At 33.4% G+C, this 21,142-nt stretch carries 17 protein-coding genes; 5 read left to right on the forward strand and 12 right to left on the reverse strand.

The features are described from left to right. Positions 1-37: 37 nt before the first annotated feature. The 4 genes from LQ608_RS10310 to LQ608_RS10325 form a co-directional block, all read right to left on the reverse strand. Positions 38-625 (reverse strand): YdeI/OmpD-associated family protein, encoded by a 588-nt coding sequence (locus LQ608_RS10310; RefSeq protein ID WP_239751764.1) that lies wholly within the window; start codon positions 623-625, stop codon positions 38-40. 102 nt (positions 626-727) lie between these two features. Beyond that, positions 728-1,465, reverse strand: a complete 738-nt coding sequence (locus LQ608_RS10315; protein ID WP_239751765.1) for a GTP pyrophosphokinase — start codon at positions 1,463-1,465, stop codon at positions 728-730. A 213-nt stretch (positions 1,466-1,678) separates the two neighbouring features. Next, entirely contained in the window at positions 1,679-3,004 is a 1,326-nt protein-coding gene (locus LQ608_RS10320; RefSeq protein WP_239751766.1) for a 6-phospho-alpha-glucosidase, read from the reverse strand. A 23-nt stretch (positions 3,005-3,027) separates the two neighbouring features. Then, positions 3,028-4,605, reverse strand: coding sequence for an alpha-glucoside-specific PTS transporter subunit IIBC (locus LQ608_RS10325; protein ID WP_239751767.1), 1,578 nt, complete (start codon positions 4,603-4,605; stop codon positions 3,028-3,030). A gap of 150 nt (positions 4,606-4,755) precedes the next feature. Between LQ608_RS10325 and LQ608_RS10330 the strand changes: the two genes are divergently transcribed. Continuing rightward, positions 4,756-5,505: a MurR/RpiR family transcriptional regulator gene (locus tag LQ608_RS10330; RefSeq protein WP_239751768.1), complete on the forward strand. Its 750-nt coding sequence runs from the start codon at positions 4,756-4,758 to the stop codon at positions 5,503-5,505. Between the two features lie 41 nt (positions 5,506-5,546). Then, positions 5,547-6,500 (forward strand): 2-hydroxyacid dehydrogenase family protein, encoded by a 954-nt coding sequence (locus LQ608_RS10335; RefSeq protein ID WP_239751769.1) that lies wholly within the window; start codon positions 5,547-5,549, stop codon positions 6,498-6,500. A 430-nt stretch (positions 6,501-6,930) separates the two neighbouring features. Here LQ608_RS10335 and nagE read toward each other — a convergent pair whose 3' ends face one another. The 5 genes from nagE to LQ608_RS10360 form a co-directional block, all read right to left on the reverse strand. Beyond that, positions 6,931-8,418, reverse strand: a complete 1,488-nt coding sequence (nagE, locus tag LQ608_RS10340) for an N-acetylglucosamine-specific PTS transporter subunit IIBC (RefSeq protein ID WP_239751770.1) — start codon at positions 8,416-8,418, stop codon at positions 6,931-6,933. A 263-nt stretch (positions 8,419-8,681) separates the two neighbouring features. Continuing rightward, positions 8,682-9,038 carry a zinc ribbon domain-containing protein YjdM gene (locus LQ608_RS10345; RefSeq protein WP_239751772.1) on the reverse strand — a complete coding sequence of 119 codons (357 nt, stop codon included), beginning with the start codon at positions 9,036-9,038 and terminating at the stop codon, positions 8,682-8,684. 90 nt (positions 9,039-9,128) lie between these two features. Further along, the gene (locus LQ608_RS10350) at positions 9,129-9,716 is read right to left on the reverse strand and encodes a helix-hairpin-helix domain-containing protein (RefSeq protein ID WP_239751773.1); all 588 of its coding nucleotides are present in this window, start codon (positions 9,714-9,716) and stop codon (positions 9,129-9,131) included. A gap of 13 nt (positions 9,717-9,729) precedes the next feature. Continuing rightward, positions 9,730-11,322, reverse strand: a complete 1,593-nt coding sequence (locus LQ608_RS10355; RefSeq protein WP_239751792.1) for an ABC transporter permease — start codon at positions 11,320-11,322, stop codon at positions 9,730-9,732. Between the two features lie 2 nt (positions 11,323-11,324). Further along, a complete protein-coding gene (locus LQ608_RS10360) occupies positions 11,325-12,221 on the reverse strand; it encodes an ABC transporter ATP-binding protein (protein ID WP_239751793.1) in 897 nt (298 codons plus the stop codon). Between the two features lie 315 nt (positions 12,222-12,536). Between LQ608_RS10360 and LQ608_RS10365 the strand changes: the two genes are divergently transcribed. From LQ608_RS10365 to LQ608_RS10375, 3 genes are all read left to right on the forward strand, one after another. After that, on the forward strand, positions 12,537-13,898 hold the full coding sequence (locus LQ608_RS10365; RefSeq protein WP_239751774.1) for an amino acid permease: 1,362 nt from the start codon (positions 12,537-12,539) through the stop codon (positions 13,896-13,898). Between the two features lie 647 nt (positions 13,899-14,545). Continuing rightward, entirely contained in the window at positions 14,546-15,715 is a 1,170-nt protein-coding gene (locus LQ608_RS10370; protein ID WP_239751775.1) for a hypothetical protein, read from the forward strand. A gap of 17 nt (positions 15,716-15,732) precedes the next feature. Beyond that, positions 15,733-16,950, forward strand: coding sequence for a metal-dependent hydrolase family protein (locus LQ608_RS10375; RefSeq protein WP_239751776.1), 1,218 nt, complete (start codon positions 15,733-15,735; stop codon positions 16,948-16,950). A 98-nt stretch (positions 16,951-17,048) separates the two neighbouring features. Here the strand turns inward: LQ608_RS10375 and LQ608_RS10380 are convergent, their stop codons facing one another. Genes LQ608_RS10380 through gabT form a run of 3 tightly spaced genes read right to left on the reverse strand, consistent with a single transcriptional unit; the run spans position 17,049 to position 21,100 of the window. Beyond that, on the reverse strand, positions 17,049-18,428 hold the full coding sequence (locus LQ608_RS10380; RefSeq protein WP_239751777.1) for an NAD-dependent succinate-semialdehyde dehydrogenase: 1,380 nt from the start codon (positions 18,426-18,428) through the stop codon (positions 17,049-17,051). After that, complete coding sequence (locus LQ608_RS10385) at positions 18,391-19,782, reverse strand: APC family permease (protein WP_239751778.1); 1,392 nt, start codon at positions 19,780-19,782, stop codon at positions 18,391-18,393. The genes LQ608_RS10380 and LQ608_RS10385 overlap by 38 nt, the downstream gene beginning before the upstream one ends. Before the next feature lie 31 nt (positions 19,783-19,813). After that, positions 19,814-21,100, reverse strand: a complete 1,287-nt coding sequence (gene gabT / locus LQ608_RS10390; RefSeq protein ID WP_078358346.1) for a 4-aminobutyrate--2-oxoglutarate transaminase — start codon at positions 21,098-21,100, stop codon at positions 19,814-19,816. Positions 21,101-21,142 lie beyond the last annotated feature (42 nt).

Consider the following 21,142-nt stretch of genomic DNA (forward strand, 5'->3'; position numbering starts at 1 on the left):
ATTGATTTATTTGATTTTTCAGTATTTTTATACATTATCATTCATCATTTAGACCTTTTCCGTCGAGAATATGATCAATATATTTTTCAACTCGACTCATACGTGTTGCTTCCCGCTTCGCTTGACTAATATAGTAAATATATTGGCGTTGTCGTCCAGGTGTTAAATTATAGAATGCTTCTTCTAAATTTTTATTTTGATTTAATTGTTCTTGAAGTTCTACTGGCATTTCATATTGTTCTGTCTTTTTTAATTCAACTTTAGCTCCTGATTTTTCAAGTTCAATAGCTTCAACAACATAATCTTTAATCATCTCTCTTTGCTCTTTAATTTCTTCAACGTTAGTAAACCTTAATTGTCTAGCTGCTTGTACATTTTTTGTTTGTTGAATTAATAATTTGTGAGGATCTTTTAATAATGTTCCTTTATGAAATAAAAGTGCACAATACTCTTTAAAGCCATGAATGAGCACTACATTCTTACCTTTTAATGTGTAACAAGGATGCATCCATTTATAATCTTCTTCTAGCTCACACTCACGAATAATTTCTCTTAGTAGCTCAAACTCTGCTTTCCATTTCTTCTCTCTTTGCATAAAAGCTTCAACTTTAGGATGTCTATCCATGTTCCCCACTCCTTTAATTTCTGATTGTTTATTTAAGATTATAATACATTATGAAAATAAAAAGGAGGCAAGACCATTACGATGACCTACCTCTCACTCTTATTATTTATCTATTTTTAATAAATGATCCGTTTCGTCGTGATAAATTTCATCATTCATTTCTTGCATTTTTTGTTCTACATTCGTAATTTCAATTGAGCATTCTTTTAATTTCTCTTGGTATTGTTCAGTTGAAACGCGTGTATTCTTATATCTTAACTTATGTTCTAAACTCGCCCACATGTCCATACCTATCGTGCGAATTTGAATTTCAACAGGTATTACTTGCACACTTTCAGCTAAAAACACTGGAATAGATACAACTATATGCAAACTTTTATAACCATTTAATTTAGGGTTCTCGATATAGTCTTTTCTTTTTAATAGTTTGACATCAGCTTGTCTCAGTAATAATTTTTCAATAGTATAAACATCTTCAAGATAATTACAAACTACTCTCATCCCCGCTATATCTTGAATATTTTTCTTTGCCGAATCAGCATTTAGAGGAAACCCTTTACGACCTAACTTTTTAATTAAACTTGGAAACTCTTTAACACGCTTTTCCATATGATGAATCGGATTATGCTTATAAGCAACTTGAAATTCATCATCTAAAATTTTCAATTTAGTACCAATTTCCTCTAAAGCAGCTGCGTAATTATGTTGTAATTCAATAAAATTAAAAAGTTCTTCTAAAGCTTGTTCAGATGATTGTGCATACTCAATTTCCCCTAGATTACTAGTGAATTCCTTCTTTAATTCCGCTAAATTGATAGTTGGCTTTCTCTCTATATACATAGATATTCTCCCTTATATTTTTAAATAAAAATATATCATTCTTAAATTAATTATATCACTTAGAAGATTTCTATTAAAGAAAGATGGTATGGGAAAAACGGCTGAGTTAATCTACAACTTACCCCATCTCTTCGATTAACTCCTATCTCACTCCACATCTTTACTTTCAAAAAAGAAAGCTGAGACAAATTAGTTTGTCTCAGCTTTTTCAAATCAATTCAGTTCTGGCCAATAACCTTTGTTTGCTTCTATTAGATCGTCTAATATATCTTTTGCTACGGATGCGCTTGGTACTGTTCGAGATAATGTGAGTGCTTGCCATAATTTCTGATAAGATTGCTCTTCATATGCTTCAACAGTCAATTTTTCTACGCCTACTTGTTGTTCCATTAAACTTTTTTGGAATCTTGGTATTTCTCCTACAGATAATGGTTCTGGCCCTTCACTACCAACTAAACATGGTATTTCAACCATAGCTGTTGGCTCAAAGTTTGATATAGCGCCTTTATTTTCAACAATCATTAACATTCTTTCTTTTGTGTTAAATGCAATTGCTCTGGCTAAGTCTACGATATAAGATGCATGTTCATCTATTGTTAGCTCTGTTCCTTCTGCAGTTCCTTTTTCAATAATATTTTTACATTCTCCAAATACAAACTTTTCTCGTCCTGCCATTACTTCATTCGCTCTTGTATAGTCTTTGTTTGAATGTTCTACTACATAATCTGGGAAGAAGTAATATTTCAAATATGTGTTAGGTAATGTATCTTTATCTAATGCTTGAACATCACGTGCTTTTTTAAATGTATCGTTCCAACTTGCTTCTTGTTCCATTTCACTGCCCGTATCAGTTGAGTAGCCAAACTTTTCTACGTGTTTAATGATACTTGGCATCAAGTCTTTACCTGATTTATCTCTAATATCTGTCCACCAACCGAAGTGATTGAGACCATAATATTTAACGACCATTTCTTTTCTAGATTCTAAACCAATATTTGTAGCCATTAATTCTTCAATTCCTATTGGCATATCACAAATATTTAATATTTTTGAATTTGGTCTTAGTTTTCTAGTTGCTTCTGCTACTATAGCAGCTGGATTTGAATAATTGAGCATCCAAGCTTCTGGAGAATACTTTTCCATATAATCAACAATTTCAAGCACCCCTGTTATTGAACGCATACCGTATGACAAGCCTCCTGGTCCACATGTTTCTTGACCAACAACACCATGTTTTAGTGGGATTTTTTCATCTTGTTCTCTCATTGCATATTTACCTACACGGATATGTGCCATCACAAAATCTACATTTTCAAATGCTGTTTTAGGATCTGTACTTGCTAATAATTTAACACCTGGTGCTCTTTCATTTAAAAGTATTTCGCAAGCGTCAGCTATAGTTTGTTGTCTTTCTCCATCATTATCATAAAGTTTAATTGTATCAATTGGAAAATCTTCTAAATGATCTAATAACATTAATATAATACCTGGTGTAAATGTACTCCCGCCGCCTGCTACTGTAATATTAAATTTCTTCATTATTCATGACCTCCAAATTTTTGTTAAATCATTGTTTCAAATGAATCTCTTACTTGTGGAACACTTAAACCAACAATAACTTGTACGTTCGTACCACTTTTCGCAACACCATGTGCCATTTGGTTATGTGTGAAATAATCATTATCTTTTACTAGATCTGCATCATAAACTGTTACTCTTAATCTTGTCGCACAGTTTGTTACATCTTTAATATTCTCTTTACCACCTAGACCTTCTAAGAAGTAAATGGCTCTTGTATCATATTCAGATGCATTGTTATCAAGATGCGTATCTGCACTACCTTTTTTAGATTTATAATCGTCTTTTGTATATAGTTTTGCATCACCGTCATCAGCAACTCGTCCAGGTAATGGAATATTGAATTTTTCTATAATAAATTTAAAAACAAAGAAGTAAATGACAACAAATATGATACCGATAATGAATTGTGCCACATAAGTACTGCCATGGTTAGAGAACAATGGAATCCAGTTAATTGCAGCTAGTTCTATTGCGCCACCACCTTGAATACCAACAACACCGAAGAGATACATAATGGTAACCATCGTTGCGCCTAACAATGCATGAATTAAGAATAAGTATGGTGCTATAAATAAGAATGTAAATTCTAATGGTTCAGTAATTCCTGCGAAAATTGCAGTCAATCCAGCAGGTAACACAAGTGCTAAAACTTTTTTCTTATTTTCTTTAGGTGTTGAAGCATACATTGCTAAAGCAATACCTAAACAACCGAACATTTTAATGTTACCTTGTAACAAGAATCCATATGGATATAATTCTTTAAGAGATTTTGTAGAATTAGAGAATTCTGTTAAATGTTCAATCCAGTAAGGTTTCAAACCACCATTCACAACAGCTGGGCCGTATTCAAACGGTGTGTAAATGAAGTGATGTAATCCTGTTGGTATAAGAATTCTTTCTAAGAAATGGAACAACCAAACTCCAACAAATCCTGAATGTAGCATTACGCCTTGTAATGATGCGATACCAGTTTGAACTGTCGGCCAAACTGCACAAACAATAAAAGCAATTGGGATCATAACAAAGAATCCAATTATAACGACGAATGGTAACCCTTGGAAAATACCAACCATTTCAGGAAGTTTTTTATCATAGAAGCGATTATGTATCCAAATAACAATTGCTGATATGAAAATTGCACCGATAATACTTGTATCTAAAGTTTCAATTCCAGCTATTTCTTTAACACCTGTTAAATTTTCAACACCTTTTGATAAATCTACTCCAAAAGTTTTAGGCCAAAGAGTTAATATAGAATTTATAAAATTGTTAAATACAAGATAAATCATTAAGGCAGCTAATGTTGCTCTACCTTGCGCTTTTTTAGCTAGCGAAATCGGCAAGCCAATTACAAAAGCTAATTCCATATGATCAAATATCGTCCAACCACCAGCTTCAATTAAGCTCCAAATTTTAAACCACATTGTGCCTTCATTTGCTATATCACCCATAATATTTGGATTTTTAAATAAAGTTGCAAATCCTACAACAATACCAAAAAATGCAAATAGCAATACCGGAACAATCATGGCACTACCAAATCGTTTAATTGCATTCATATATTAACCCCTTTTCTGTATCAAGTTAACTCTACAATATAGGAAGCGCTTACATTTTCCAATAGGTTTGACGTAAATAGAAATCACATAGTAAACTTAGATTATATTTTCATAATACGAAAATATTTTCACTTCGAATGGAGGATTATAATGATTTTGGATAAACTGATTAATGAGCATTACCAACGACTTAACGATAATGATATACATATCATACAAATGATTAACCAAAATATTCACTTGATTCATCGCTTAAAAATTCAAGAAATAGCTGATCTATCACATACTTCAATATCTTCTATCCACCGTTTAGCTCGCAAATTAGGATTTGATGGCTATAGTGATTTCAAAGCTTACATTAAACTGAACAAACAAATTTCTAAACCATCTAGCGATATCATAGAAAGTCTCGAGCAAGATTTACAACAATCAATAAAGCACTTAAAAATGATTGATTATGATTATATAAGTGAACAAATTGATAAATCACCATACATCTATATATATGGAACAGGTGTCGCACAATTAAATGTCGCGAGAGATGCACAACGTCATTTTCTCTCTATTAATAAAAGAGTAATGGTCATAAATGATGAAAGTGAACTTAAAATTTCAATGAATCAAATGAAAGAAGACGATTTAATATTTATCATTTCTTTATCTGGTGAAACACCACATCTTAAAGAGAATATTGAAATTATGCATACACGTAATATCAGCTATATTTCTCTTACAACTTTAAAAGACAACTACTTAGCACAAAATGCACGTTACAATATATATGTAAACAGTTCACCAATAGAACTCTACAATCAAGTTTCATATTCAAGCTTTTTACCCTATCATATAGCTTTTGATATCATCGTTCGCAAATTCAGTGAATGGAAACTGTCACACTAGGGTATAGCTAATATATATTAAGATTTATAGGAGGTAGCAACATGAAAAAAGTATTCATAACAGGAGAAATACCAACTGAAGGCTTAAATTTATTAAAAGAACATTTTGAAGTAGATGTATTTAAAGGGGAAAAATTAATCACAAAAGAAACATTACTTCAAAGTGTACAAGATGTAGATGCAATTATAAGTCCACTATCTACTAATATAGATAAAGAAGTAATCGATCAAGCATCTAACTTAAAAATCATAGCAAACTATGGCGCTGGATTTAATAATATAGACGTTAAATATGCTAGAGAAAAAGGCATCGATGTTACAAATACACCAAAAGCATCAACAAACGCAACAGCAGATTTAACAATAGGTATAATGCTCGCTGCTTCTAGAAGAATTGCTGAAGGAGACAAACTATGTAGAACTACAGGCTTCAATGGTTGGGCACCTTTATTCTTTAGAGGTAGGGAAGTCTCCGGTAAGACTGTCGGTATAGTAGGACTAGGAGAAATAGGTTCTGCAGTAGCCAGACGTGCCAAGGGATTTGACATGAATATACTTTATACAGGTCCAAACAAAAAACCAGACAAAGAAGCATCATTAGGTGCGACTTATGTCAGTCTAGATGAAATGTTAGAACAAGCAGATTTCATCACAATTAATGCAGCATACTCAGAACAATTACATCATTTATTCAATAAAGATGCTTTTGAAAAAATGAAAGAAACAGCTTATATAATCAATGCATCACGCGGACCAATTGTAGATGAAAAAGCATTAGTAGAAGCACTAAAAGAAAAAGAAATCGAAGGCGCTGCATTGGATGTATTTGAGTTCGAACCAAAAATAACAGACGAACTTAAAACAATGGATAACGTAGTACTCACTCCACATATCGGAAACGCTACATTTGAAGCAAGAGATGAAATGGCACGAATCGTAGCAAACAATACAATTAAAAAACTACAAGGAGAACAACCAGATTTTGTAGTGAATTAATGCTGGGATAATAAAATAAGAAAATCGCACGATATCTCTTGAGTCTTCGTGCGTTTTTGCCGTATTTAGCCTGAATCGCACGATATCTCTGAAGTCTTCGTGCGTTTTTACCGAATTTGAGCTGAATCGCACGATATTGTCTGAGTCTTCGTGCGTTTTTACCGAATTTGAGCTGAATCGCACGATATCGTCTGAGTCTTCGTGCGTTTTTGCCGGATTTCACCTGAATCGCACGATATCGTCTGAGTCTTCGTGCGTTTTTGCCGTATTCAACCTGAATCGCACGATATCTCTGAAGTCTTCGTGCGTTTCTCATCTATAGAGTCCTATTAAATTCCAATATTTTTACTTATCTCTATCTTCCTCTCTTTCAGTAAAAAACACAAAAAAACTGCCGGCAAAGTTCCCTACTTTGACGGCAGTTTTATATTTATTGATTATTTTGTTGCAGTTGCAATAATTCATCTGCTGTAAATTGTACATCTGTTCCAATTATAATTTGGATGTTTTTATCGCTTATTACTTTATTTCCTAGTGCACCTGATTTTTTGACTTTATCTAAATCTACTTTACTTGTGTCTTTTAAAGTCAATCGTAATCTTGTCGTACAATGATCTATTACTTCGATATTGTCGTTTCCACCTATAGCTTCGTATATAAGTTGTGTTTTATTAGAAACTTTTGCTCCACTATTGTTTGCAGTTTGATCATCGCCTTCTTCTACAAGACTTGGGTCTTGTTTAGCCGCTTCTTCCATCAAACCGTCTCGTCCAGGTGTTTTCAAGTTAAATGTACGTATAGCAAAATCAAATACTAAGAAGTATACGACACCCATTATTAATCCAAGTAACAATAACATGAGTGGTTTATTAGCTATTGGAATACTTAAGCTTAATAAGTAGTCAATCAATCCTGCACTAAATGTAAACCCTGCTGTCCATTGGAATGTTGCTGCAATGAACATAGATACACCAGTAAGTACGGCATGTATACCGAATAACAATGGTGCTGCTACTAAGAATGAAAATTCTAATGGTTCAGTGATACCAGTAACGAATGAAGCAATTGCTGCTGTTATCATTAAAGAACCTACTACTTTTCTGTTACGTTTTTCAGCATTTTTCCAAATTGCTAATGCTGCTGCTGGTAAACCGAACATCATAATTGGGAATAAACCAGCTTGATATCGACCAGTTACACCTTGCTCGCCATTACTTGACCAGAAATTAGCGATATCATTAATACCTGCAATATCAAACCAGAACACTTGGTTTAATGCATGATGCAAACCAAATGGTAATAATAAACGGTTAAAGAATCCGTATAAGCCAGCACCGAATGGTCCAAGATGAGCTATCATCTCACCGAATGCAACTAAGCCATTATAAACTGGTGGCCATATAAACATAAGTGCTATTGAAATAACCAACATTGCAGCTGCTGATAAGATTGGTACTAAACGTTTACCACTAAAGAATGCAAATGCTGTTGGTAATTTAGTATCTTTAAATCTGTTGTAAATTGCTGCAGTTACTAAACCACAAATTATCCCGATAAACACATTGCTAATACCAGTAAATGCTAAATCTACTTTATCCTCCGCAACATGTAATACTTTCGCCATAGACTCTGGCTTTAAAACTTCTGTAACAACTAAAAATGATACAAGACCACTAAGTGCAGCTGCACCATTTTTATCTTTAGACATCCCAAACGCTAACCCGACAGCGAATAGTATGGGTAAATTATTAATAACAGCTAATCCACCATTTGCTAAAAAGTTAGCAACACTGTTTCCTTCACCGTTAATTGCTCCCGAATCAATAAAAGATGCTATACCTAACAATAATCCTGCAACCGGTAAAATTGAAATAGGTAGCATAAGAGACTGTGCAAATTTTTGCATATAAGCCTTCATGTGTTTTCCCCCTAAAATTATTTGAAAACGATTTCTATATACCATATTTACCATAAATTTCATTATATGTACATAACAAATTAATTTTCGAAATTCTTAAAAAAGTCTATTAATTATTATATTCTTCAAATATTCAACTAGTGATATTAATTTATAAATAAAGAATATTAGAAAGCATAAACTGATTTAACAACATTCTTATACACAAAAAGACTGAGGATGAGACAAATTAATTGTCTATCTTCAGTCTTTATTAAATAAATCTACTTACTTACTTTTTTAACTACAGATGATTTCAGTCCTATTTGACCGAATCCTGGTATTTTACAATCGATATCGTGTCCATCTTCTGGATCCACTAATCTGATACCTTTTACTTTAGTACCTTGTTTGATTGAATTTGAAGATCCTTTAACTTTTAAGTCTTTGACTACAGTAACAGTATCTCCGTCTTTTAATTCGACGCCATTTACATCTTTAATGATTGCATTGTCAGCGTCTCCTGATTCTTCTCCATTAGCTGTCCATTCATAGTTACACATTGGACAAATGTATGATACACCATCTTCATAAGTGTATTCTGAATTACATTTAGGGCAATTTGGTAATGTAGCTTCCATTTCTCAACCTCCGAGAGTTTATAATAACCTCTATAATTTACCATAATTTCACTCATATAGGTATTTAATCTATAAATATTTTTAATTAAATTAAGGCTTCATAATAATATATGAAGTAATTTTTTTAATCTTAGAATCTTTTTTATGATTTTCAAATTCATATATTTCAGCAAAGTGTATTGTTTCACCTGTTTGGTTTATTATCGTCCCATGAGTAGAAGCTTCTTTGCCATGTGTAAGCATTGATGCTATTTCTAAACTTGATACTTTTTGTAAGTGCTCATTTATTTCTTCTATAAATGCTACTTTACCATTTAATTCAAATTCTCCTGGGACTATCCATATAAAGTCATCAGCTAACCATTCGTTAAGGTAATGTTCATCTCCAACTACAGATGCAATTACAATATCCCGGACAATTCGTCGTTTAGGCGCATTATCACATTTCAAATCACCGAGAACTGTAAATTCCAAGTCGCTTAAATCAGCGTCTAACTTACTAAATGACATTCCTTGTTCATTCAAAGCTTCTTTTAATATATTTATAGCTTTAGGACCAACACCGTGTAATTTCGATAAATTATGATCGTCTAGTTTAGAAACCTGTTCCAAAGTTGTTACATTAATCTTATCTAAAGCATTTGTCGCTGGTTTACCTATTTTCGGTAAATGAGTCATCTTGGTACCCCCTTTATGAAATGTCTTTACGATTAAATCCGATTAACCCTACAATAATCAAAACGACTGATATAACGATTAATATACTTATACCCGAATAATCCATTTCTTCTACAGGAATTTCAGGAATATGTTGAAACGGTGTTATATTTTTTAGCCACTCTTTAATATTTAATAACTGCCCTAGATATACAACAAAAAATGTATAAGTTAAATATAAATACACTGCAAAATGCCATTTATTCACCCATCCTAAAAGCAGTACACCTAATGACACAAAGGATATTATCGCTGGCACATGAACGATTCCAGCCTTTATTATTGTCCAAAATTCAAAAGGATTCTTTAAAACGAAAGCTTGTGCTACATACATGCCTAATGCTGCTAAAAATATCATTAAAAATGAATTAACCAATGATACTAGCAGATAACTGCTTAATAACTTCATTCTAGAAACTTTTTTTGATAAAATATTTTCAATTCTATGTGTTTGTATTTCGTTTTTAATTTTGTAGAGACTTTGCAAAGCTGGAATAGTTGATACTATTGCCATAATAACCATTAGTGTTGGTAAAAAGGATTCTACATAATCATCACTATTACTCGAAAGCATTTGCTGTAACATTTCATTGCTCTTAATAAAATCATCTAATTCTCCAAAAATCGACCCATAAGATGCTCCAAATATAAACATGCCTATTGCCCAGGAAATTATTCCTACTTTGTACAATTTTAATTGCATTCCTAATGGTGATAGCCATATTTTGTGTGCATATTTATTACCAGGCTTAGATGGCAATAATCCAGATTCTATATCTCTTCTAAAATAAAGTGCCATTGCTATTACTAAAAATAATATTGCAGTGATTATCATAACAACAACTGGCCACCAATTATTATCAGAATATGCAAACGTTCTTGTTAACCATCCAAGTGGAGAAATCATAGATATACCATCATTTATAACGTCACCTACCGCGCGTACTAAATAACTTAACAACAACACTGTTACACTTAATCCAGTAACACTGCTACTTGTTTCTGTTAACTGAGCAAATATAGCTGTAATCATACCGAATAAGATACCTATAGACCCAAGTGAAACGCCATATAATATAGAACCTTGCCAAGTTATACTATCTATATTGAGTAACGGTAATGTTATAGACAATATCACCGCAATCGCTAAGTTAACTATTATCATAATGACTATTGAACTGATTAAAGGCGAAACTCTTCCTATTGGTAAAGCTCTTATCATTTCAATACGGCCATCAGATTCATCACCTCGTGTATTTTTAGAGACGAGCAATATGCTCATGATTGCAACAAGTATACTTGTAAAGAGCATCATTTCATGCGTGAACAATGCACCAACTGAAACTTGGTTAAATTGACCTGGACCTAACATAGCCTCCATTGCAGGGTTTTTAGACGTTTCAACAATTGGTTGCATATCAGCTTTATTTGGATACATTTCATAAAATGTCGGTGGGATTATAAGTGTTAATGCAACTATCCCTATTATCCAAAAAATCATTTTCCATTTATTCGTTCTTAAGTAAAATAACGTTAGTTTACCGACTCCGTTAAAGAGATTATGCATCACTATTCACCTCTTTCAATATCAACGCCGTAATGAGTCATAAATAAATCTTCTAAAGTAGGTGGCATGCTCTCAAGTTTCAACAGTTCAAATTGACTTAAATATTTAATGACATTTGATACATGTTCAGAATCTACTTGAAAGTGATACGTATTTTCTTCATTAAAAATATCATGGATACCTGTCTGTTGGTCCAAATTCAACAATGCTTCATTAGTTTGGACAACAAAACGCATTCTTGTTAAATGCCTTAAATCATCTAACGTACCCATTTCAACAATTTCTCCCTTTCTAATAATGCCAACTCTATCGCACAGTTTTTCAACTTCACTTAAAATATGACTAGATAATAGTACACTTTTTCCTTCCTTTTTCTTATCTAATACACAATCTTGAAATACTTTTTCCATTAAAGGATCTAGACCAGAAGTTGGTTCGTCTAATATTAGAAGCTTTGCATCTGTTGTAAAAGCTGCAATGAGTGCTACCTTTTGCCGATTCCCTTTAGAATAAGAACCACATTTTTTAGTAGGATCTAAATCAAATTTTTCAATTAATTCATCCCTTTTTTCAACATTATTTGTACCACTTAACTTTAAAAATAAGTCTATAACTTCCCCGCCAGTTAAGTTTGGCCATAAATTGACATCACCAGGAACATAAGCGATATTTTTATGAATGTGAACTGCATCTTTCCAAGCATCTTTTCCAAAAATCTCAATAGAGCCACTCGTTGGTTTAAGCATCCCTAAAATTGCTTTGATAGTTGTAGATTTACCTGATCCATTAGGTCCAATAAAGCCAAAGATTTCCCCTTCTTCAACTATGAAATCAACGCCATTTAACGCTTTGAACTTTCCAAAATACTTCGTAACGTGATCCACCTTTAATAATGTCATTTCCATTCACTATCCTTTGTAGGAGATTTTTAGTGTTATATAAATTACCGGTCATATTTACTTCTTATATTCATAATATACCCTTCTCTGAATGATTATTTCAAAGCGAACAAAGAAACATCCTTTGTTATTTTTTATTTCTTTATTTGAATACGTTTACATATCGATATAATCATTTTCCTCTAGTAGTGGAATATCAATATGTATTATTATTGATATGAGAACACAAATAATAGTAGTATAATGATTTTTATATTGATTTTTAAATCATATTTTACACATATGTGTTAATGAGATTAAGGAGTGAGAATAAATATGGAAGATCATGAATTAAAACGGAGTATGTCGAATCGACACATTCAATTAATTGCAATTGGTGGCGCTATTGGTACTGGCCTTTTTCTAGGTGCTGGTAAAAGTATTTCATTAGCTGGTCCATCAATTTTATTAGTTTATATTATTATTGGCTTTTTCTTATTTATTATGATGAGAGCATTAGGAGAACTATTACTTTCAAATAGTGATTATAATTCATTTACTGATATAGCAGAACATTATTTAGGTCATCTATTTGGCTTTTTAACTGGTTGGACGTATTGGTTTTGTTGGGTAGCGACAGGAATCGCCGATATTACAGCTGTAGCTAAGTATATTCAATTTTGGAATCCAGACATTCCCTCTTATGTATCAGCAATAGCCACAGTAGTTATTTTATTAGGTTTAAATTTAATGACAGTGAAACTATTTGGTGAAGTAGAGTTTTGGTTTGCCCTCATAAAAATTATTGCAATCGTCTTATTGATTGTTATTGGTTTATGGATGATTTTTAATGGTTTTAAATCAAGTAATGGTGCTCAATCAGGATTCCATAATTTATATTCACACGGTGGCGTCTTCCCGAATGGTGCGATGGGCTTCTTACTCGCTTTCCAAATGGCAGTGTTTAGTTTTGTTGGGATCGAACTAGTCGGCGTAACTGCTCGTGAAACAAAAGATCCTGAAAAGAACTTACCTAAAGCAGTCAATTCTATCGGATATAGAATATTAATATTTTATGTATTGAGTTTATTAATTATCATGAGTATTACACCATGGAATAAAATCGATCCAGCAGAAAGTCCATTTGTTAGCTTATTTGTATTAGCTGGAATCCCCGCAGCAGCAGGTATTGTAAACTTTGTTGTGTTAACATCTGCTGCAAGTGCTGCTAACAGTGGATTATTTAGTAACAGTAGAATGGTTTATGGATTAGGACAAACTGGTCACGCACCAAAAGGATTAAGTAAAACGAATAAAAGAGGTGTGCCATATCCAGCACTTATCTTCTCAGGCGTCGTACTGTTCTTTGCAGCGATATTAAATTACTTCATACCTGATGATGTGTTCACACTTGTAACAACACTAGCAACAATATTCTTTATCTTTATCTGGTCTATTATTTTAATTTGTTATATCAAGTACAGAAAAGAAGATGCAGATTTACATAAAAAATCTAAATTTAAAAATCCATTTGGTTTAATTGGTTCTTATATATCATTAGTGTTCTTCGCATTCGTACTCGTGATGTTGTTCTTTGCAGAAGACACACGTACAGCATTAATGTTTTCACCATTATGGATTATCCTGTTGTTAGCTGCTTATTATATAAATAAAAGTAGACAATCAACAGCACATTAATATTTTAATATGAGTATAAGAATGAGATTTCATCCCGATACTTAAAGCAACTCTCCCAAACCGTTGAACTTAAATACGGATTGAGAGAGTTTTATTTTTGTGGAATATTATAGAGGTGACTTTAGATTGCGCTTACTAACATAATTCTGAATTGTGCTCCTTAGATACTAGTTCTTACGGACATTTCTCAGAATTTTGTCCCTTACAGCACCTCTTACGGACATTTCTCGGAATTTTGTCCCTTAGCACCCTTCTTACGGACATTTCTCGGAATTTTGTCCCTTAGCACCCTTCTTACGGACATTTCTCAGAATTATGTCCCTTACACTACCTCTTACGGACATTTCTCGGAATTTTGTCCCTTAGCACCACTCTTACGGACATTTCTCGGAATTTTGTCCCTTACAGCACCTCTTACGGACATTTCTCGGAATTATGTCCCTAACAACACCTCTTACGCTTATTATTTTTATAAAAAGCTCCAATCATAAAATTCCTAATGCAATATTTTCATTCTAAAAATATATGCCTGGAACTTATTTGTGTAATATTTATCTATATATTCAAAATATTTTGAAAATAGTATTAACTATTACATTTTTATGTGCTAAGGTTTTCTTATTAACTTAAAAAGGGAGTGAACGCTAATGGTTAGTGAACCGCTTATTTCTGCTACTATACTATTTGCATTAATTGTTCTAGGTGAAGTTATTTCTTACGTTACAAAGGCTCGTGTTCCAATGTTATTAACTGCTATGGTCAGTTATTTGCTCTTATCTTGGGCAGGTGTTTTACCAACAAAAATACTTGATAATGCAATTTTACCTTCACTAGGTGCACTTGTTATTGCGCCAGTTATTATGCATATGGGTACTATGATGCCGCTTCATATACTTAAGTCTCAATGGAAAGCGGTTGTCATTTCAATTTTTGGGATTATTGGTTCTACTACTTTAATTTTAATTTTCGTTACACTCCTGTTTGATTTCCGTACAGCAGCTTCTGGTGTCGGTCCTATTGCAGGTGGTATTGTTGCTCTACTTATTACTGTAGAGAAACTTCAAGATTTAGGATTAGCTAATTTAATTGTTTTACCTGCTATTGTTCAGGCTTTGCAAGGTGTTATTGGCATGCCTCTTAGTTCAATACTTATGAAACGTTATTCAAAATATTATCTTGCAAATAGAGAGCACGATAAGAACGTTGCGAATATCTCTAATAAAAATGAAGATAAAAAAGAAACGATTTTTAGTAAAAGTCCATTGCTTCAAAATAATGTTATTAGACTCTTTATAATGTTTTTATTAGCAAGTTTTGCTTTTATTATTGGAGAATTTACTGGCATTCATTACACACTACTTAGTTTATTATTTGGTGTGATTGGATTGAAGATTGGTTTGTTCGAACAAAAAGAAATGGAACGCAACCAGTCATTCACAATTATGATGGTTATTATTATTCTCATCGTAATCGGTTCTATGGGCGGTATTAAACCTCACGACTTATGGGAATACTTACCTGCAATATTATCTATTCTTGTTATTGGTACAATCGGCATTTTAATAGGAGGCTTTGTTGGCGCGAAATTAATCGGTTGGAGACCTACTAAAGCTTTACCTGTTGCATTAACTGCACTATATGGTTTCCCAGGTGATTTTATATTATGCGAAGAAGTCAGTCGTTCAGTTACAGACAACGAAGAAGATAGAGAAGATGTATTTAATGAATTACTAAGTCCAATGATTATCGGTGGATTTACAACCGTAACAGTAGCATCTGTTATTTTAACAACTATTTTAATGAATTTTATTAAATAACGTAGGAGGAAGTTAACTTGATTTTAAAAAATATAAATTTAATAGATGGAACTGGTAATGATATTCAAAAAAACATAGATATTAAAATCGAAAATAATGTTATTGCTAAAATAGGCAAGAATTTAAATGGTGATGATGTTATAGAAGGAAATGGACAATATTTACTTCCTGGTATGATTGACAGCCATGTGCACGTAATGTTGGAAATGGAACCGTTAGAAAATCGCTTATCTACGCCTTTTTCATATAATTTTTATAAAGCTATTGATCATTTAAAACGAACAGTCGATGCTGGCGTTACAACTGTTAGAGATGCTTTAGGTGCAGATTTAGGATTAAAAGAAGCAGTAAATGACGGGATTGTACTAGGTCCACGTCTACAAATTAGTATAAACGCATTAACAATCACAGGTGGACATGGAGATAGCTATACAAAGTCCGGCATTCATTTACCACTTTTACAAGATGGTTATCCCGGTATGCCGAGCGGATTATGTGATGGCGTCAACGAAGTCCGAAAAAAATCACGTGAAATGCTTAGAGCTGGTGCGGATGTATTAAAAGTTCATGCAACTGGTGGCGTTACAAGTGCAACTGACCATCCAGACTACACACAATTTTCAGTAGAAGAATTAAAAGTAATTGTCGAAGAAGCACAATTTAGAAATAATCGTAAAGTAATGGCACACGCACAAGGTTTACAAGGTGTAAAACAATGTATAGAAGCTGGCATTCATTCAATCGAACACGGCATATATTTAGACGATGAAGCTGTAAAATTGATGAAAGAAAAAGATATGTATTTAGTACCTACACTTCTTGCACCATTGTCCGTTATAGAATTCGCTGCCGAATTAGGAATGAGCGAAAATTCCATAAATAAATCAAAACAAGTCATGCAAGATCATATCGAAAGCTTTAAGAAAGCTCACCAAGCAGGTGTGAAAATAGCAATGGGTACAGATGCAGGCGTATTCAAACACGGTACTAACTTAAGAGAGTTAGAACTTATGGTTGAACACGGTATGACAGAAATGGAAGCAATCGTATCATCAACAAAGACTGCAGCAGAATGTTTAGGTTACGATGAAGAACTCGGTACTATCGAAGAAGGTAAAAAAGCAGACTTTATTTTACTAGAACAAAATCCATTAGATGATATCGCAGTATTAAGAGATCCAAACAAGATTAAAGTCGTAGCTATAGACGGCAAAATTGTAAAAGACATTAGGTAAATATAATGATAAGTAAAGAGCTGGGACATAAATGTCCCAGCTCTTACTTTTTGAGTAACCTAGAGTTTAAAACTATGCTAATAATTTTGCTTTGTATTTTACATATTACCTATTGATAAATATTTCGTTTCTAAATATGGCTCTATTCCTTCTATACCGCCTTCTCGACCGTAACCACTTTCTTTATAGCCTCCGAATGGTGCATGTGCTGCTGATGGTGCGCCATCGTTCCAGCCTATTACGCCATAATCAAGCTTTCTATATATATCAAAGCCTGTTCTATAATCATTAGTGAAGAAGTAAGCTGCTAATCCATATTCTGTATCATTTGCTACTTTAATGATGTCTTCTAAATGATCATATGTCATAACTGCTGCGATTGGTCCGAATGTTTCTTCATGCATCACTTTCATTTCAAGATTTGCATGACGTATGACTACTGGCTTCAAGAAGTTTCCGCCTATTTTCAGTTGTTCGATTGGTAATGATAGTTCACCACCGTGTTCAACTGCATCTTCTATTTGATCTAATACTTTTTCTACTGCATTTTGATTAATTAACGGTCCCATATCTATATCTTGTTCTAAACCATTTCCTACATTCAAAGCATTTACTTTTTTAGTTAATAATTCTGTATAAGCTTGTTCAATGTCTTTATGAACAAAAATTCTATTTGCACTAATACATGTTTGACCTGAATTTCTAAATTTAGTAGCAATTGTTTGGTTAACAGCTAGTTCTAAATCAGCATCTTTATGTACAATTACTGGAGCTAATCCACCTAATTCCATTGTTACATTTTTAACACTGTCTGAAGATGCTTTTATTAACTGTTTACCTACTGGCGTAGACCCTGTAAATGTGATTTTTTGAATAATTGGGCTTTCTGTAAAAATTCTTCCAGCATCTCGACCACTTAAAACGACATATTGTATCGCATCTTCTGGTATGCCCGCTTCATGTGCCAGTTCAACCATGCGTATCGTCGTTAACGGTGTTTCTAAGGCTGGCTTACAAACAATCGTGCAACCCGCTGCTAACGCTGGTGCCATTTTTCTAGCAATCATAGCTGCTGGGAAATTCCAAGGAGTAATAGCACCAACAACACCAACTGGAAATGAGTCTGTAATAATTTTCTTGCCTTTTTGATTAGCAGGTATCGTTTTTCCATAAATACGTTTCGCTTCTTCTTGATACCATTGTATATAACTATTAGCGTAGGCAACTTCACCTAAAGCTTCTTTATAAGGCTTTCCATTTTCTAAAGTTATAAGTTCTGCTAATTCTTCTTTATGTTCATCAATTAATTGATACCATTTTAATAAAAGTGCAGAACGATCATGAGCATCTCTTTCACGCCAAGATTCATATGCTTCTTGTGCTTTACTTATTTGTTGCGTTGCTTCTTCTTCAGAAGTGTATTTAATTGTCTTTACGACTTCATTCGTTGCTGGATTGTATACTTTGAGCTCTTTCAAAAGTCTCAACCTCCTTAGATTTCGTTAAATATAGAACAGCTGCAATACCATACCAAACACATACGATAATCCATTCATTTGGCCATATAAGTGATGAAGGCATTCCTGGTAAATAAATTACTATAAATGCGATACTTAAAATAACAGCCGTCCAACCTACAAACTTGCCACTTTTAATACGATACGGTCTTTCTAAATTAGGTTCACTTTTTCTTAACTTCAAGAAAGAGACTGCAACTAGTAAATAACCTAATACAACACCAATTCCACCTGCATCAACGATCCATACGAGTGCCGGACGTCCAAGCAGTGGTGCAACAAATGCTAGTACACCTAGGAATAAAATACCATGTGTCGGTGTTTTATATTTAGGGTGAATAAATGCAAACCATTTAGGAATCATATTATTTTTAGCCATAGCATATAGAATACGACTACCACCAATAATAAAAGCATTCCAGCTTGTTATAATACCTGCAACGCCACCTAATACAAGTAATACACCAAATCCACTAGATCCAAATAAATTGACCATAGCATCTGCTGTAGCTAATTCACTTGAGCCTAACTGACTAGGTGTTAACCCTGTCGCTACACCAAATACAATTAATAAGTAAAATATAACTGAAGCAATGATTGAAATAATAAGTATGCTACCAATCTTTTTAGATGGTGCTTTAACTTCTTCAGCTATTTGAGGTATAACATCAAACCCTACAAATAGAAATGGAATCATGATGAGAACTGACATTGTTCCTCCAACACCATGGCTAAATAATGGTTTAAGTTGAGTAAATTCACCATTAAAGCTCGCTCCGAAAAATAATAACAATCCTACGCCTACAATAAATATAGTAAACACTGTTTGCATAATAGCAGCTGGCTTAACGCCAAAGTAATTTAGTGAAGTTAAGATAACACTGCCAATAGATCCTATTAGAACCCATGTTAAGTAAACGTCCCAACCTGCTAAGTTCCACAACAATCCTGTATGTTCAAAAGGTAAAACGTAATCTATAACTGTTGGCAATGCAACAGCTTCAAATGTAATGACTGATACATATCCAAATAATACTGACCAACCTGAGAAGAAAGCTACACCTGGACTGAACGCTTTCTTAACAAAGACGTATCCGCCTCCTGTTTCAGGTATTGCAGATGCTAGCTCTGCATACGTCAATCCTATGAATATTACTAATAAACCACCTATTACAAAAGCTATGATACTTCCTAAAAATCCTGCTTCAGAAATCCATTCTCCCGAAAGTACAACCCAGCCCCATCCAAGCATGGCTCCAATCGCGAGAAACAATACATCTGCTATGTTCATTGTTTTATTAAATTGAGAATTCATATTCATACCCCATTTTCATTAGTCCTATTTATTAAAGACTGGATTCTAAAATCGATAAACCTTTGTTTAGTTCTTCGTCTGTAATGACTAAAGGTGCTAAAAATCTAATCACGTTACCGTTTATACCAGCTGATAATAATAATAACCCATTATCGTTAGCTGTCTTCACAATTTCTGATGTTTTTAGCTTATTTGGTGCGTTTGTTTCTGGATCTACAATTTCCATTGCGACCATTGCACCTAATCTACGAATGTCTCCAATAAAATTATGTTCTAATTTAAATGATTGTAATGTTGTTTCTAGAGTTGCGCCAAGTTGCTCAGCTTTAGCATTCAAGTTTTCTTCTTCTATAATTTCTATAACTTTAAGTGCAGCTTCACAAGCTAGAGGATTTCCGGCATATGTACCACCAATCTCACCTGGGTTTGGACTATCTATAATTTCACTTCTACCTACAACACCACTTAATGGAAAGCCTGCTGCAAGCGATTTAGATACCGTCATCAAATCAGGTACAACATCAAAATGCTCTATCGCGAATGTCTTTCCTGTTCGAGCAAATCCAGTTTGTATTTCATCTGCAATAAATACAATTCCATGTTCTTCACAAATATCTTTTAATGCATGAATGAATTTTTTGTCGGGGATAATAAATCCACCTTCACCTTGTACTGGTTCAATAACGACACAAGCAACTTCTGTAGGATCAACTGTAGCTATAAAGAAGTTCTTTAAATCTTTAATGACTGAGTCGATATACGCTTCATCACTCAAACCTTCTGGCTTATCAGCTAAATAAGGATAAGGTGCTTGATATACTTCTGGTGCGAAAGGTCCAAAACCAAATTTATATGGTCTAACTTTACTAGTCATAGACATTGTTAAATTTGTTCTTCCGTGGAAACCTCTAATGAAAGATACAACTTGTTGTCTTCCTGTATATTTACGAGCTATTTTTACTGCATTCTCTACTGCTTCAGCTCCTGAATTAAGTAATACTGTTTTCTTTTTATGATCTCCTGGTGTAATCTCAGCTAATTTTTCAGCTAACTTAATATAGCTTTCATACATAATGACATTAAATCCAGGTAATATAAATCGTTCTAATTCATTTTTTAGATGTTCAGTAATTTTCGGATGTGAATGACCGACATTTAAAGTACCAATTGCGCCTGCAAAGTCTATCCATTCTTGTCCCTCATTATCTGTAACAGTTGCCCCTTTAGCAAAATCAGCTATATGTGTATTTCCATTACTGACACCTCTTGCTACATATTCGTTACGTAAAGATACTAATTCTTCTTGAGTCTTACCCATCTAAAATCCCTCCTATTGTTTATTTAATACATATTAAAAAAT

Origin of the sequence: Mammaliicoccus sp. H-M34, assembly GCF_022386495.1 — a bacterium.
GTDB classification, from domain to species: Bacteria; Bacillota; Bacilli; order Staphylococcales; family Staphylococcaceae; genus Mammaliicoccus; species Mammaliicoccus fleurettii.